The sequence below is a fragment of the Klebsiella sp. K47 genome (assembly GCF_051858335.1).
GTDB classification, from domain to species: domain Bacteria; phylum Pseudomonadota; class Gammaproteobacteria; order Enterobacterales; family Enterobacteriaceae; genus Klebsiella; species Klebsiella pneumoniae.
Genome location: NZ_JBPYUI010000008.1, coordinates 1 through 15,047 on the forward strand (window position 1 = coordinate 1; position 15,047 = coordinate 15,047).

The window sequence follows — 15,047 nt, forward strand, 5'->3', positions numbered from 1 at the left end:
TCCATGTCACTTTGAGTGCCCACACAGATTGTCTGATAAATTGTTAAAGAGCAGTTGCGACGCGCTTTAGCGCTCTGTCGCGAGGTGGCGTATATTACGCTTTCCTCTTTCAGAGTCAACCCGTTTTTCAGGATTTTTCTCTGCAACCGAACCGGCTGTTTGTGTGAAGTGATTCACATCTGCCGTGTCGATGGAGGCGCATTATAGGGAGCTCTCCGGGAATGACAAGCGGAAAAATACAATTTTATTTCAACCGCTCATCTTTTAAACGCAACGCTTATTTTTGCTGCTTTTTAATCGCCGCCGGCAGCTCAGCCAGGCTATTTAGCACCCAATCCGCCGCTTTTTCCGCTTCTTCAGTCAGGGGCTTACCGGTGCGCACCAGTACTTTAGTCCCGACATCCGCAGCCGCTGCCGCCTGCATATCTTCCAGTTTGTCCCCTACCATATAAGAAGCAGCCATATCGATATGCAGATAGTCGCGGGCGGAAATCAGCATCCCCGGATGCGGTTTACGACAATCACAGGTCTGGCGGTACTCCTCAACCGCACCCTGCGGGTGATGCGGGCAATAGTAGATACCGTCGAGGTCGACGCCGCGGTCTGCCAGAGACCAGTCCATCCATTCGGTCAGCGTTTCAAACTGGGCTTCGGTAAATTTACCGCGGGCAATACCGGACTGGTTAGTGACCAGCACCAGCGCGTAGCCCATCTCTTTTAGTTCGCGCATCGCGTCAATGACGCCATCGATAAATTCAAAATTGTCGATTTCGTGGACGTAGCCATGATCGACATTAATAGTGCCGTCACGGTCGAGAAAAATTGCGGGTACTGACTTTGCCACCGGTTTGCTCCTGAAAAAGACTAGTGCCGCTAGTATCGCATGTTTCCGCATGCAAGAAAGTGCTCATTATAAAGAGTCAGATTGATTTAGACGTCTGGATGCCTTAACATCCATTTCATTGCCAGGCATCGCCTGGATACGGCAGAAGAAAATGCCACGGCAAACGGCTAAACGATAATAAATAACTGATGATTAAACTTTCCAATATCACCAAAGTATTCCAGCAGGGGAATCGCAGCATTCAGGCGCTGAATAACGTCAGCCTGCATGTCCCTGCCGGACAGATTTACGGCGTCATCGGTGCCTCCGGCGCCGGTAAAAGTACGCTGATTCGCTGCGTGAACCTGCTGGAGCGCCCGACCGAGGGCAGCGTACAGGTTGACGGTCAGGAACTGACTGCCCTGTCGGAGAAAGAGCTAACCCGCGCTCGCCGTCAAATTGGCATGATTTTCCAGCATTTTAACCTGTTGGCCTCGCGGACCGTTTTCGGCAACGTGGCATTACCCCTGGAGCTGGATAACACGCCGCAGGCTGAAATCAAACGCCGTGTCACGGAGCTGCTGGATCTTGTCGGTCTGGGTGATAAGCACGACAGCTACCCGGCCAACCTCTCCGGCGGCCAGAAACAGCGCGTGGCGATTGCCCGCGCGCTGGCCAGCAATCCTAAAGTATTGCTGTGCGATGAAGCCACCAGCGCCCTGGATCCGGCCACTACCCGTTCCATTCTCGAACTGCTGAAAGACATTAACCGTCGCCTGGGACTGACCATCCTGTTGATCACCCATGAAATGGACGTGGTTAAACGTATCTGCGACTGCGTGGCGGTCATTAGTAATGGTCAACTGATCGAGCAGGACACCGTGAGCGAAGTCTTCTCCCATCCGAAGACGCCGCTGGCTCAGCAGTTTATTCAGTCCACTCTGCACCTCGATATTCCGGATGACTATCAGGCGCGCCTGAAACCTACCGCCACAGCGGATAGCGTACCGATGCTGCGCATGGAATTTACCGGCCACTCCGTCGATGCGCCGCTGCTCTCTGAAACCGCGCGTCGCTTCAACGTGAATAACAACATTATCAGCGCGCAGATGGATTATGCCGGCGGGGTGAAGTTCGGCATCATGCTCACCGAAATGCACGGTACACAGGAAGACACTCAGGCGGCCATCGCCTGGCTGCAGGAACATCATGTAAAAGTAGAGGTATTGGGTTATGTCTGAGGCAATGATGTGGCTGCTGTTGCGCGGCGTATGGGAAACGCTGGCAATGACTTTTGTCTCTGGCTTCTTCGGTTTTGTCCTCGGCCTGCCGGTGGGCGTGCTGCTGTACGTTACCCGTCCGGGGCAAATCGTCGCCAATGCCAAACTGTACCGTACGCTGTCGGCGCTGGTGAATATTTTCCGCTCCATCCCGTTCATTATCCTGCTGGTCTGGATGATTCCGTTTACCCGCGTGATCGTCGGTACCTCTATCGGCCTGCAGGCAGCGATTGTGCCATTAACAGTTGGCGCCGCGCCGTTTATCGCCCGCATGGTGGAGAACGCCCTGCTGGAAATCCCCACCGGCCTTATTGAAGCCTCCCGCGCGATGGGCGCCACGCCGCTGCAGATCGTGCGCAAAGTCCTGCTACCTGAAGCATTGCCGGGTCTGGTCAACGCCGCCACCATCACGCTCATCACGCTGGTGGGTTATTCCGCAATGGGCGGCGCGGTGGGCGCCGGTGGCCTGGGTCAGATTGGTTATCAGTATGGCTATATTGGATATAACGCCACCGTGATGAATACCGTACTGGTATTGCTGGTTGTTCTGGTTTATTTAATTCAATTCTCTGGCGATCGCATCGTCCGGGCTGTGACTCACAAATAACGTTATTGGCAGACAACACTCATTCTTACAGGAAGGAAATAACATGGCCTTTAATTTCAAAACTTTTGCGGCAGTTGGCGCGTTAATCGGTTCTCTGGCGCTGGTGGGTTGCGGTCAGGATGAAAAAGATCCGAATCATATTAAAGTCGGCGTTATCGTCGGGGCGGAACAGCAGGTCGCTGAAGTTGCACAGAAAGTAGCAAAAGAGAAGTATGGCCTTGACGTAGAACTGGTGACCTTCAACGATTACGTTCTGCCGAACGAAGCGCTGAGCAAAGGCGATATCGACGTGAACGCCTTCCAGCATAAACCGTATCTCGATCAGCAGATTAAAGACCGCGGCTATAAGCTGGTGGCTGTCGGTAACACCTTCGTCTACCCGATCGCGGGTTATTCGAAGAAAATCAAATCGCTGGACGAACTGCAGCCGGGCTCACAGATCGCCGTCCCTAACGATCCGACTAACCTCGGTCGTTCCCTGCTGCTGCTGCAGCAGGTCGGTCTGATTAAACTGAAAGACGGCGTGGGCCTGCTGCCGACCTCGCTGGACATCGTCGAGAACCCGAAAAACCTGAAGATTGTTGAACTGGAGGCGCCGCAGCTGCCGCGTTCCCTGGACGATGCGCAGATTGCGCTGGCCGTTATCAACACCACTTACGCCAGCCAGATTGGCCTGACCCCGGCGAAAGACGGCATCTTTGTTGAAGGTAAAGAGTCTCCTTACGTGAACCTGATTGTGGCGCGTGAAGACAATAAAGATGCTGAGAATGTGAAAAAATTCGTTCAGGCTTACCAGAGCGATGAAGTTTACGAAGCAGCGAACAAGATCTTTAACGGCGGTGCCGTGAAAGGCTGGTAATCTTTTCTCACCGTAATATCATTCAGGACGGGCTTCACGCCCGTCTTGTCATTTATGCAAGCACCTGATTCAATAACGCCCTGTTTTTTATTCATTGAGGAAATACTATGCGTGCTTTACCGATCTGTTTGTTAGCACTCATGTTAAGCGGTTGTTCCATGCTAAGCAGATCTCCCGTTGAGCCTGCTCAAAGCACTGCAACCCCGCCGGTTAAATCTGAGCCGAGCAAACCGCGCGCCACCCGCCCGGCCCCAGTACGTATTTACACCGATGCGTCAGAGCTGGTTGGTAAACCGTTCCGCGATCTGGGTGAAGTATCTGGCGAGTCCTGCCAGGCTTCGAATCAGGATTCTCCGCCGAATATCCCCACCGCGCGCAAGCGCCTGCAAATTAATGCCGCGCGTATGAAAGCTAATGCCGTCCTGCTTCACCGCTGCGAAGTGACCAGCGGTACGCCAGGCTGCTACCGTCAGGCCGTTTGCCTGGGTTCAGCGCTTAACGTCTCGGCGCAATGAGCGCATTTCAGTTCGCGCAAATAGGCGTCATCCGTTCGCCGTATAAAGAGAAGTTTGCCGTTCCTCGCCAGCCAGGCCTGGTGAAACACGGCGGCGGAGAACTCCATCTGGTCGCGCCCTATAACCAGGCCGACGCCGTGCGTGGCCTGCAGAGTTTCAGCCATCTGTGGATCCTGTTTGTGTTTCATCAGACAATGGAAGGCGGTTGGCGTCCGACGGTGCGACCTCCCCGACTGGGCGGCAATGCGCGGATGGGCGTCTTCGCCACCCGTTCAACGTTTCGCCCTAATCCCATCGGCATGTCGCTCGTTGAGCTCAAGGGCATTCGCTGTCAGAAAGATCAGGTAATACTGGAACTCGGCAGCCTCGATCTCGTCGACGGGACGCCGGTGGTTGATATCAAACCGTATCTTCCTTTCGCCGAAGCCCTGCCGGACGCCAGCGCCAGCTATGCACAGCAGGCGCCGCTGGCGGGTATGAACGTCAGCTTTACGCCGGAAATAGACGCACAGTTACTCACGCTGGAAAAACGCTACCCGTATATCAAAGCGTTTATCCGCGAGGTGCTGGCGCAGGATCCGCGTCCGGCCTACCGAAAAGAGGAACAAGCGGGAAAAACGTATGCCGTCTGGCTGCTGGATTTCAACGTCCGCTGGCGGGTGACTGCCTCCGGTTTTGAAGTCTTTGCCCTCGAAGCGCGCTAATTTTATTTTCCTCTCTTTTGGCATCTTTGCCACACTGGTAAACTAAACCACTTTTTTTGTTTCAGGCTGGGCAACCAGCCTGTTCCGCTCGTTTAACTGGAACCGTTACAACATGCGTACTAGCCAATATCTGCTCTCCACTCTGAAGGAGACACCTGCCGACGCCGAGGTAATCAGCCATCAGCTGATGCTGCGCGCCGGGATGATCCGCAAGCTGGCCTCCGGGTTATACACCTGGCTGCCGACCGGCGTGCGCGTCCTGAAAAAAGTCGAAAACATCGTGCGTGAAGAAATGAACAACGCCGGTGCGATCGAGGTGTTAATGCCGGTCGTTCAGCCATCTGAACTGTGGCAGGAGAGCGGGCGCTGGGAGCAGTACGGCCCGGAACTGTTGCGCATTGCCGATCGCGGCGATCGTCCGTTCGTCCTCGGCCCAACCCACGAAGAGGTCATTACCGATCTGATCCGCAACGAGCTGAACTCCTATAAACAGCTGCCGCTGAACTTCTATCAGATCCAGACCAAATTCCGCGACGAAGTACGCCCGCGTTTCGGGGTGATGCGCTCCCGTGAATTCCTGATGAAAGATGCCTACTCTTTCCATACTTCGCAGGAATCGCTGCAGGAAACCTACGACGCGATGTATGCCGCTTACAGCAAAATCTTCAGCCGTATGGGGCTGGATTTCCGCGCGGTACAGGCTGACACCGGTTCTATCGGCGGCAGCGCCTCTCATGAATTCCAGGTGCTGGCGCAGAGCGGCGAAGACGATGTGATCTTCTCCGACAGCTCCGACTACGCGGCAAACATCGAGTTTGCGGAAGCCGTTGCGCCGAAAGAGCCGCGCGCAGCCGCCACCCAGGAGATGACCCTGGTCGATACGCCGAACGCCAAAACCATCGCCGAGCTGGTGGAGCAGTTCAACCTGCCGATCGAAAAAACCGTGAAAACTCTGCTGGTGAAAGCGGTTGAAGATAGCGCTTCCCCGCTGGTTGCCCTGCTGGTGCGCGGCGATCACGAGCTGAACGAAGTGAAAGCGGAAAAACTGCCGCAGGTCGCCAGCCCGCTGACCTTCGCCACCGAAGAAGAGATCCGCGCCCTGGTGAACGCCGGTCCGGGCTCCCTGGGCCCGGTGAACATGCCGGTACCGGTGATTATCGACCGTACTGTAGCAGTGATGAGCGATTTCGCCGCTGGCGCCAATATCGATGGCAAACACTACTTCGGCATCAACTGGGACCGCGATGTCGCGACGCCGGAAGTGGCCGACATCCGTAACGTCGTCGCCGGCGACCCGAGCCCGGACGGTAAAGGTACCCTGCTTATTAAGCGCGGTATCGAAGTGGGTCATATCTTCCAGCTGGGGACGAAGTACTCCGAGGCGATGAAAGCCGCGGTCCAGGGCGAAGATGGCCGTAACCAGATCCTGACCATGGGATGCTATGGTATCGGGGTGACTCGCGTGGTAGCGGCGGCGATTGAGCAGAACTTTGACGATCGCGGTATCGTCTGGCCGGATGCGATTGCGCCGTTCCAGGTGGCGATCCTGCCGATGAACATGCACAAGTCTTACCGTGTGCAGGAGCTGGCAGAGAAACTGTACGCCGAGCTGAGCGCCCAGGGTATTGAAGTGCTGATGGACGATCGTAAAGAGCGTCCGGGCGTGATGTTCGCCGATATGGAGCTGATCGGTATCCCGCACACCATCGTGCTGGGCGATCGTAACCTCGACAACGATGATATCGAATACAAGTATCGTCGCAACGGTGAGAAGCAGCTGATTAAGACCGGGGATATTGTGGAATATCTGGTTAAAGCGATAAAAGGCTAACACCCACCTCAGGGCCCTGAACGGATGTCAGGGCCTTTTTTTTACAAGGACAGTACCAATGACTGCACATCTCCTCCGCAGCGGACTGCTTACTTTTGCCCTGCTCCTGCTTACCGCCTGTACCCTGGACGTCGGCCGCAGCTCGCCTTCCACATCTGCTGCCGATGACCATTCATCATCCTGGGCTGTTACCCTCCAGCGTCAAAGCTCGATTGCCGGCAGCGGACTGCGCGAAATCGCCGAAAGCGACCTGCGCTCCGGCGACCTGCTGTTCTCCTCCAGCCTGGGCGTCACATCGCTTGGGATCCGCGCCTTCAGCGCCTCTTCTGTAAGCCACGTCGCGCTGTATGTTGGCGAAGGTCAGGTTGCGGAAGCCACCGGCGCCGGCGTACAAGTGATTACCCTTCAGCAGGCGCTGGCGCACAGCGATAAACTCTTTGCTCTCAGGGTGCCTGACCTGACGCCGGACCAGGCGACGGCGATGAAAAGTTTTGCCTGGCAGGTCAAAGACAGCGGGTATAACTATCGCGGCATTATTCAGTTTATCCCTTATATGGTCACCAAACCGCTCTGCTCGCTCAACCCCTTCTCACGAGACTTTCGCCAGCAGTGCGTCAGCGGCCTGGCCAAAGCGCAGCTGGGCGATGCGGCAAGCGGCGACAAGAAAGCGTGGTTTTGCTCGGAGTTTGTCAGCGAGGCCTTTGTCCGAGCCGGGCATCCGCTGACGCTCGCGCAGGCGGCGTGGATCAGTCCTTCCGATCTGCTGCACATGCGGGAAGGAGACGTCGCCACGTTTAAACCCGAAACGCAGCTCCAGTATGTCGGGCATTTGAAACTGGGAGTTTATCTTCAGGCCGGTAAGCTGGTGGGGCTGAACAAACCGAAGGACGGTGCGGAGTAAAGAAACGATTGACGCTTTTCCACCAGCCAGATCCACGCTCACTGTTGATGTGACAGGGCTAATAACAGGAGGAAGTAGGTGGTACTGCGCGGGATCATCCCCTGCCCGTTACCCGGACAGGGGCCTGACAATCAATGGCTGCAGTCTTTACCGGGAATAAATTTGCCGGCTTGATCCGTCATCAGCGTTTTCATCATCTCGCCGGTATCCGGGTTCGCCTCGAGAGTAAAGTGCCCTTCTACCACCAGCAGTACCGGGCGAGTATCGGTCCCGCGCGCGGCGGCATAATCCCGTTCAAGCTGGGCATTGTTCGCCACCGCGACGCGTTTACCGGTCGCACAATCGGTAAAGGTTGCCGCATCGGCCATATAGAAATACATGCCGCGCATCGCCATCGGCGTCGTCGGCAGGCTGGCCTTCACTGGCTCCAGGGTATAGTTGAGAGGAGACTGAATGGGGCTTCCGTTGCGGTCGAGCATCTCCAGCTTGTCGCCTTTCGCGCGAAAGTAAGATTTCTCGCCCTTGCTGTTGGTCAGCACCAGCTTATCCGCGGTACGTGCCCAGGTGCCGTACGAGGCAAAGGATGACGGCTCACGACGGGCGTCCTGGTAGTGCTCATTCATCACCCAGGTCCCGTCTTTTTCCAGGAACAGCGAGGTGTCGATACCTTCGCAATCCGCGCAAGGCAGCACGCCTCGCCAGCTTTGCTGCATCGGCTTGAGCTCTTCCATCGCCGCTGGCTGGACCGTGTCAGTCTCGGCGCGATGGTTACAACCAAACAGCGCGAACAGCGAACAGGCCGCTATCACGGAGAATACGATTTTCTTCACTTTGCTTTCCTTATCATCCATTTCACCCGTTCGCCGACGCCTTCACTGGCGAACTTTCCCACGCAGCGCCTTGACTGAGGACTTCTGTGCCTTGGAAGCAAGGCGTCGCTCTTTCGATGCCCGAGTCGGTCGCGTCTCCCGGCGACTTTTTTGCACTGCGGTTAATTCTTTAATAAGGGCCACCAGCCGGGCGATCGCCGCTTCACGGTTCATCTCCTGGCTGCGGTATTCCTGAGCCTTAATGATAACCACACCGTCAGCAGAAATTAAGTGGTGGCTGGCGGCGAGCAGGCGCTCTTTGTAAAACTCCGGCAGGCTTGAAGCTTTAATATCAAAGCGCAGATGGATCGCCGTCGACGCTTTGTTCACATGCTGCCCCCCTGCTCCCTGGGCGCGAATGCCTGACAAGACGATCTCGTCGTCGGCGAGGGCTACGCTGCGGCTAATAGTAATCATGCCGACGCTTGCCAGGCGGTAAGCTGAATTTCCAGATTATTCCGAGCGTCGGATAACCAGATACTGCCCTCCTGCAGAGTGGCCTGCAGCGTCATGGTACGGTCGGCAAAGGCGCTAAGCAGTGCCAGTTGCGCATCATCAAGATACCAGATGGTCAGCTTCGGGTACGCCGCAAGCTTGCTCTGATTCTGCTGCCACCAGATTTCAGCTGCCCGGCTATTATAAGCAAACAGCGCCACCGCCTGCGCCCGTGAGCAGGCTTTCTTAATCCGCCGCTCATCCGGCAGACCCAGTTCGATCCACAGATCGACCCCGAGATGATCGTTAAGCAGCCACAGCTCCGGCTCGTCGTCCGACGACAGACCGCGGGTAAACTGTAGCCGTTCATCGGCATATTTGATCCATGCCAGCAGGCGCAGCATCATGCGCTCCTGGGTTTCTGACGGATGCTGAGCCAGCGTCAGGTTAGCATCCAGAAACTGGTTGCGATCCAGATCGGCTACATTTACCGCAGCTTTATATATAGTCGCTTTCAGCGCCATGAATAAACTCCTGAAAAGAATGGCGTACATTGTAGCGAAACTGGCGGCAAAAGGCTGTCGTCAATCGCAGCAACCTGTTTCATCCTGCTGAAATTGCTTAAATGACTATGATATAGTTCCCTTGCTAAACAGAGTTTATCTTCGTAGGCTTAAACTTGCATCCCACGGTTGAGTCAGAACGCTGACAGGAGGGCATGTGGACCACTATTGTGAGTTAATACGCAAGCGGTATGCGGAAATAGCCAGCGGAGACTTAGGGTATATCCCGGATGCGCTGGGTTGCGTGTTGAAAGTATTGAATGAGATTGCGGCGGATGAGGCCCTTTCGGAGTCAGTCAGGGAAAAGGCCGCTTATGCGGCAGCAAACTTACTGGTGAGCGATTATGTCAATGAATGATACTTATCAACCCATTAACTGCGATGATTACGACAACCTGGAGCTGGCCTGCCAGCATCACCTGGTGCTGACGCTGGCGCTGAAGGATGGCGAACAGCTGCAGGCAAAGGCCAGCGATCTTATCTCGCGAAAAAATATCGAGTATCTGGTGGTCGAACTCGCCGGCAACGTCCGCGAGCTGCGCCTGGATAAAATCGCCAGCTTCAGTCACCCGGAAATCGGCACCGTGGTGGTGAGCGAATCCTGAATCAAAAACGGGCTTAATCGCCCGTTTTCCTCCACATCAGCCTGACCCCTTCCCCGTCCTTCACTTCACCTTCTGTGGTCACAAACAGATCGTCCGCTGCGGCAATCGGCGTTTCGCCGTAAAAAAGCAGCGGCGTGGTGTCTCGTCGCCACGGAGCAACGCCCAGCTCCTGCCAGAGCTTCTTAAGCTTGCGTCCGCCATGGCGCCCGACAATATGCAGGTGGCCGCTGGCGCGAAAGCGGACGGTGACCGGCTCATCCGCCGACGGCGGGCGCAGCCTGCCGTCGGGCTGCAGCGTCAGCTCGCCGAGACCGTCCGCCAGCCGCAGCGGCTGGCGCCAGTCGGGCCAGCGCTGAACGCTGTCCGTCTGACCGGGAAGATACTTCACCCAGTACAAACGCTGTTGAAAACGGCGGACGGTAAATTCCCCCAGCCGCAGACAGGGGCTGGCATCTTCCCGCGCCAGCGCCACCTCGTGCCAGAGGCGCTCAGGCACCTCGCGGGCGGGCATCGGCGCCTGCTGCCCGGCGAGCCAGCGACGCAGCAGCGCCGCTCGGCGCGGCGGACTCATCGTCGCCAGCGGCGCGATAGCCAGCGAGCCATCTTCGGCCACCAGCGACGCCAGCTCCGCCGCCAACATCTCGTCCAGCAGTTGTTCCTGCTCGGCGCACAGGCTGGCGCTGCGGGCGACGGCCTCGCTAAAGTGCGGCCAACGCTCGCGCAGCACCGGGATCACCCGCAGGCGCAGGAAATTGCGGTCATAGGTATCATCCTGATTACTCTCATCTTCGATCCACGACAGCTGATGGGCGAGCGCCCACTGGCGTAGTGATTCGCGGGTTTCATTGAGGAGAGGACGCAGTAGTCGACTGCCGGCAAAGGCAGAGGATGGCGCCATCGCCGACAGGCCGGTAGGACCGCTGCCGCGTTTTAACGCCAGCAGCAGGGTTTCGCACTGATCGTCCTGGTGCTGGGCGGTCACTAACACCTCGCCGGCATTGAGCGTATCCTGAAAGGCCTGATAGCGCGCCGCACGAGCGTGGGCCTCGACGCCCAGCCCTCCCCGGGCTAACGTCACGCGATGCACCACCAGCGGCACCTGCCACTGCTGGCAAATCTGCCGACAATGCGCCACCCAGTCGTCTGCGTGGGCGCTAAGGCCGTGGTGAACATGCACCGCCCGCAGCGTCAGCGAGGGATCCTGTTCCCGCAGCAGCACCAGCTGATGCAGAAGAACCGTCGAGTCCAGACCGCCGCTGAAGGCCACCAGCAGCTGGCGATGGGGATGAAGCGTATGCGCAATATCAGCCGTCATATCCACGAACATACCGAGAAGTGATGGCCCGGCACGTTACCGGGCCAGGGCCGCGCTGGCAAGATTTACTGCTGATATATTTCCAGCGGCAGGTCGTCCGGATCGCTAAAGAAGGTAAAGCGTTTACCGGTAAAGGGATCGACACGAATCGCTTCGCACTCCACGCCATGCGCGGTGAGATGGGCTACCGCGGCGTCGATATCATCCACGCTAAAGGCCAGATGACGCAGCCCGCAGGCTTCCGGACGACTGGGGCGGGCTGGCGGAAACGGGAACGAGAACAACTCAATCACATACTCGCCGTTGAGCGCCAGATCGCCTTTCCAGGAATCGCGCTCGGCGCGATAAAACTCACTTTGCAGCGTAAACCCCAGAATATCGCAATAGAACGCTTTACTGCGGGCGTAGTCGGTCGCAATGATGGCAATATGGTGAACCCGTTTCAAACCCAGCATGGTTAAACTCCTTCTGTTAAGCCAGCCACGTTACTCGTGCGCGCCGTTAACGCGCAAGCCTTTCGTCATTTTTTAAGACTCGTACCCGATACACACCGTCCTCATCGCGCTTGGCGCCGTGAATATCGGTCTCAAAGCCCGGGTAATGACGGCCGATAGAGCAAAGCATCAGCAGAAAATCGAGCACCGCCCGGCTTTCCTCGGTGATCATCTCTCCCGGCATCAGCAGCGGAACCCCCGGCGGATAAGGGAGGATCATGTTGGCCGAAATCCGCCCCACCAGGTTCTCCAGTTCAATAGTTTCCACCTCCCCCTTGATCTGGCGCTGCCAGGCGTGATGCGGCGTCATTTTCATTTCCGGCAGGACGTCAAAGGCGCTGAGCATCAGCTGCGGCAGCTGATGCTGACGGATCAAGCGGTGGATCCCCTGCGCCAGATCCTGGATCCGCATGTTGCGGTAGAAGTCGGGATCTTCGGCGTACAGATCCGGCAGCATATTTTTCACCCGCAGATTGAGATCGTAGGCGCGTTTAAACTCGGTCAGGCCGCGCAGCAGCCCCATCGCCCGGGTTTTATCGATGCCGATACTGAACAGGAACAGCAGATTGTAGGGGCCTGTTTTCTCTACCACCACGCCCCGCTCGTCGAGGAACTTCGCCACCAGCGCCGCCGGGATCCCCTCTTCATCCATATTCCCCTGCTCGTCCATGCCCGGCGTCAGAATGGTGACCTTCACCGGATCGAGATACATATGATCCGCATCGGCATCTTTGAAACCGTGCCAGTCCTCGCCCGGCGCTACCGGCCAGCACTCGGCTTTATCTACGGCTTCCGGCTGCCAGATATCAAAGAACCAGCCGTCCGACTCCTCGCGCAGTCGCTGCACCTCTTTGCGGAAGTCCAGCGCCCGCTCAATGGAGCGCTGGATCAGACGTTTACCGGAGTTGCCGCGCAGCATCGCCGCCGCGGTCTCAATCGACGCGACGATGGGGTAGCTCGGCGACGTAGAGGTATGCATCATAAAGGCTTCGTTAAAGGTCTCTTCATCATAATTGCCTTTAATGTGGATCAGCGAGGCCTGCGACAGCGCGGCCAGCATCTTATGCGTCGACTGCGTCTCGAAGATGACTTTCCCGGGGATCCGCTCCCCGCTCATACCGCTTTTCCCCTGATATATCGGATGGAAATGGGTATAGGGCACCCAGGCGGAATCGAAATGGATCGACGGGACATCGAGCGTCTCCTTAAGCCAGGTGGTGTTATAGAGCAGACCATCGTAGGTGGAGTTGGTGATCACCGCATGCACGGGCCACTGCGCCCCGCCCGTGTCGCGCACTTTCTGCTGAATGCTGTCGCGGGTAAATTCGCGCCGGGGGATACCGCCGAGGATCCCCAGCGCGTTGCGGGTCGGCTTCAGCCACAGGGGAACCACATCGCTCATCATCAGCAGGTGGGCCAGCGATTTGTGACAGTTACGGTCAATCAGCAGGGTGCTGCCGGCGGGCGCCGAGTACATGCCGACAATTTTATTGGACGTCGAGGTGCCGTTGGTCACCATATAGCTTTGCTCGGCGCCAAAGGCGCGCGCGATATACTCCTCCGCCTCCAGGTGCGGGCCGGTATGATCCAGCAGGGAGCCCAGCTCGGTGACCGAAATCGAGACATCCGCCTTCAGCGTATTCCCGCCAAAAAAATCATAGAACAGGCAGCCCACCGGGCTTTTCTGATAGGCGCTGCCGCCCATATGGCCCGGCGTACAGAAGGTATATTTTCCCTCCTGGACATAGTTGAACAGCGCGCGGGTAAACGGCGGAGTGATATTCTCCAGGTACTCGCGGGTGTACTGCCCAATGCGGGTGGCGATCTCTTCGGAGAGTCCCAGCGCATATTCGAAGAACCACAGCGTCATGCGCAAATCCTGACTGCTGACATCCATCGTCGAGTGGGCGTTAATGAAAGCGTACAGAGGAAGGTATTCATTGAGCTGATTGATATCGCTGCACAGATCGACGCTGTATTCATCCCAGTCGAAGATCACCCCGCAGATGCGCGGGTTGTGCTCGATAAACTGCAGCAGGTCGGCGCTGTTTTGCGGCCAGATGGTCTGGAAGCCCTGGCGCTGCAGCGCCGCTTCCAGTTCTTTGATCGGCTCGTCTTTATGGTAGACGCCGTGAGGCCCCATGATGGCGATGATATTCACGCTTTCCTCCTGGTATTCACCTAAGTCAAGCATCATAGCAATCCCCCGGGCGCACCGCACATAAAAAAAGGGCCGGAAAATCCGGCCCTTAGTGTTTAGTCCTGACGAAAAAGTTAAGCGTAACCGTAGCTCATCAGACGCTGATAACGGCGGTTCAGCAGCTCTTCTTCGCTGAGCAGATCGAGGTCTGCCAGGTCTGCCAGCAGCTGCGCCTTCAGGCTCGCTGCCATCGCTTCCGGGTTGCGGTGAGCGCCGCCCAGCGGTTCCGGAACGATAGAATCGATCAGCTTCAGCTCTTTCAGACGCGGGGCGATAATGCCCATTGCTTCCGCAGCCAGCGGCGCTTTATCCGCGCTCTTCCACAGAATGGAGGCGCAGCCTTCCGGCGAAATGACCGAATAGGTGCTGTACTGAAGCATGTTGACCTTGTCGCCCACGCCGATCGCCAGCGCGCCGCCGGAGCCGCCTTCACCGATTACGGTGCAGATAACCGGCACGCTAAGACGCGACATCTCACGCAGGTTGCGGGCGATCGCTTCCGACTGGCCACGCTCTTCCGCGCCGACGCCCGGGTAGGCGCCCGGGGTGTCGATAAAGGTGATGATCGGCATTTTAAACCGCTCAGCCATCTCCATCAGGCGTAGCGCTTTGCGGTAGCCTTCCGGCGCCGGCATCCCAAAGTTGCGGCGAATTTTCTCTTTGGTTTCACGACCTTTCTGGTGGCCGATGATCATCACCGGACGACCGTCAAGACGCGCGATACCGCCGACAATCGCTTTATCGTCAGCGAAGGCGCGGTCACCGGCCAGTTCGTCAAATTCGTCGAACGCCAGGCGGACATAATCCAGGGTGTAAGGACGGCGCGGGTGGCGCGCCAGTTGCGCAACCTGCCATGCACCGAGATCGGCGAAGATTTTGCGCGTCAGCTCTACGCTTTTCTCACGCAGACGATGCACTTCTTCGTCGATGTTAATATCCAGTTTCTCATCCTGACGGCTTACCGCAGTCAGGGAATCGATTTTCGCTTCCAGCTCTGCAATCGGCTGTTCAAAATCTAGGAAATTCAGACTCATAGTATTCCTGTA

Annotated in this window: 17 protein-coding genes; 9 read left to right on the forward strand and 8 right to left on the reverse strand. The window is 57.0% G+C overall.

Features of this window, described 5'->3' with window-relative positions:
• Positions 1-277 precede the first annotated feature (277 nt).
• A complete protein-coding gene (gene gmhB / locus RRF55_RS09565) occupies positions 278-844 on the reverse strand; it encodes a D-glycero-beta-D-manno-heptose 1,7-bisphosphate 7-phosphatase (RefSeq protein WP_002889452.1) in 567 nt (188 codons plus the stop codon).
• Positions 845-1,032: 188 nt separating this feature from the next.
• Here gmhB and metN point away from each other — a divergent pair, with 188 nt between their 5' ends.
• From metN to RRF55_RS09600, 7 genes are all read left to right on the forward strand, one after another.
• Complete coding sequence (gene metN, locus RRF55_RS09570) at positions 1,033-2,064, forward strand: methionine ABC transporter ATP-binding protein MetN (RefSeq protein WP_002889450.1); 1,032 nt, start codon at positions 1,033-1,035, stop codon at positions 2,062-2,064.
• Complete coding sequence (locus RRF55_RS09575) at positions 2,057-2,710, forward strand: methionine ABC transporter permease MetI (protein ID WP_002889448.1); 654 nt, start codon at positions 2,057-2,059, stop codon at positions 2,708-2,710. The genes metN and RRF55_RS09575 overlap by 8 nt, the downstream gene beginning before the upstream one ends.
• Before the next feature lie 43 nt (positions 2,711-2,753).
• Entirely contained in the window at positions 2,754-3,569 is an 816-nt protein-coding gene (metQ, locus tag RRF55_RS09580; RefSeq protein ID WP_002889445.1) for a methionine ABC transporter substrate-binding lipoprotein MetQ, read from the forward strand.
• Between the two features lie 107 nt (positions 3,570-3,676).
• On the forward strand, positions 3,677-4,084 hold the full coding sequence (gene rcsF / locus RRF55_RS09585; RefSeq protein ID WP_002889443.1) for an Rcs stress response system protein RcsF: 408 nt from the start codon (positions 3,677-3,679) through the stop codon (positions 4,082-4,084).
• Positions 4,081-4,788 (forward strand): tRNA (N6-threonylcarbamoyladenosine(37)-N6)-methyltransferase TrmO, encoded by a 708-nt coding sequence (gene tsaA / locus RRF55_RS09590; protein WP_032414548.1) that lies wholly within the window; start codon positions 4,081-4,083, stop codon positions 4,786-4,788. Before rcsF ends, tsaA begins: the two co-directional genes overlap by 4 nt.
• Before the next feature lie 112 nt (positions 4,789-4,900).
• Complete coding sequence (gene proS / locus RRF55_RS09595; RefSeq protein ID WP_004151928.1) at positions 4,901-6,619, forward strand: proline--tRNA ligase; 1,719 nt, start codon at positions 4,901-4,903, stop codon at positions 6,617-6,619.
• A 58-nt stretch (positions 6,620-6,677) separates the two neighbouring features.
• Positions 6,678-7,520 (forward strand): YaeF family permuted papain-like enzyme, encoded by an 843-nt coding sequence (locus tag RRF55_RS09600; protein ID WP_004212714.1) that lies wholly within the window; start codon positions 6,678-6,680, stop codon positions 7,518-7,520.
• 131 nt (positions 7,521-7,651) lie between these two features.
• Here RRF55_RS09600 and nlpE read toward each other — a convergent pair whose 3' ends face one another.
• Genes nlpE through RRF55_RS09615 form a run of 3 tightly spaced genes read right to left on the reverse strand, consistent with a single transcriptional unit; the run spans position 7,652 to position 9,348 of the window.
• Positions 7,652-8,350 carry an envelope stress response activation lipoprotein NlpE gene (nlpE, locus tag RRF55_RS09605; RefSeq protein ID WP_085354199.1) on the reverse strand — a complete coding sequence of 233 codons (699 nt, stop codon included), beginning with the start codon at positions 8,348-8,350 and terminating at the stop codon, positions 7,652-7,654.
• Positions 8,351-8,392: 42 nt separating this feature from the next.
• A complete protein-coding gene (gene arfB / locus RRF55_RS09610) occupies positions 8,393-8,806 on the reverse strand; it encodes an alternative ribosome rescue aminoacyl-tRNA hydrolase ArfB (protein ID WP_002889433.1) in 414 nt (137 codons plus the stop codon).
• Positions 8,803-9,348 (reverse strand): YaeQ family protein, encoded by a 546-nt coding sequence (locus RRF55_RS09615; protein WP_002889431.1) that lies wholly within the window; start codon positions 9,346-9,348, stop codon positions 8,803-8,805. The genes arfB and RRF55_RS09615 overlap by 4 nt, the downstream gene beginning before the upstream one ends.
• Positions 9,349-9,544: 196 nt before the next feature.
• Here RRF55_RS09615 and RRF55_RS09620 point away from each other — a divergent pair, with 196 nt between their 5' ends.
• Together RRF55_RS09620 and rof are read left to right on the forward strand one after the other, a co-directional pair.
• Entirely contained in the window at positions 9,545-9,745 is a 201-nt protein-coding gene (locus RRF55_RS09620) for a YaeP family protein (protein ID WP_002889429.1), read from the forward strand.
• A complete protein-coding gene (rof, locus tag RRF55_RS09625) occupies positions 9,732-9,992 on the forward strand; it encodes a Rho-binding antiterminator (protein WP_002889424.1) in 261 nt (86 codons plus the stop codon). Before RRF55_RS09620 ends, rof begins: the two co-directional genes overlap by 14 nt.
• A gap of 13 nt (positions 9,993-10,005) precedes the next feature.
• Here rof and tilS read toward each other — a convergent pair whose 3' ends face one another.
• The 4 genes from tilS to accA all read right to left on the reverse strand — a co-directional run bounded on the left by tilS (position 10,006) and on the right by accA (position 15,035).
• Positions 10,006-11,319 (reverse strand): tRNA lysidine(34) synthetase TilS, encoded by a 1,314-nt coding sequence (gene tilS, locus RRF55_RS09630; protein WP_032414545.1) that lies wholly within the window; start codon positions 11,317-11,319, stop codon positions 10,006-10,008.
• 53 nt (positions 11,320-11,372) lie between these two features.
• Positions 11,373-11,762, reverse strand: coding sequence for a VOC family protein (locus RRF55_RS09635; protein WP_002889387.1), 390 nt, complete (start codon positions 11,760-11,762; stop codon positions 11,373-11,375).
• 46 nt (positions 11,763-11,808) lie between these two features.
• Positions 11,809-13,962, reverse strand: coding sequence for a lysine decarboxylase LdcC (locus tag RRF55_RS09640; protein ID WP_002889384.1), 2,154 nt, complete (start codon positions 13,960-13,962; stop codon positions 11,809-11,811).
• Positions 13,963-14,075: 113 nt separating this feature from the next.
• The gene (gene accA / locus RRF55_RS09645) at positions 14,076-15,035 is read right to left on the reverse strand and encodes an acetyl-CoA carboxylase carboxyl transferase subunit alpha (RefSeq protein ID WP_004145855.1); all 960 of its coding nucleotides are present in this window, start codon (positions 15,033-15,035) and stop codon (positions 14,076-14,078) included.
• Positions 15,036-15,047: the final 12 nt, after the last annotated feature.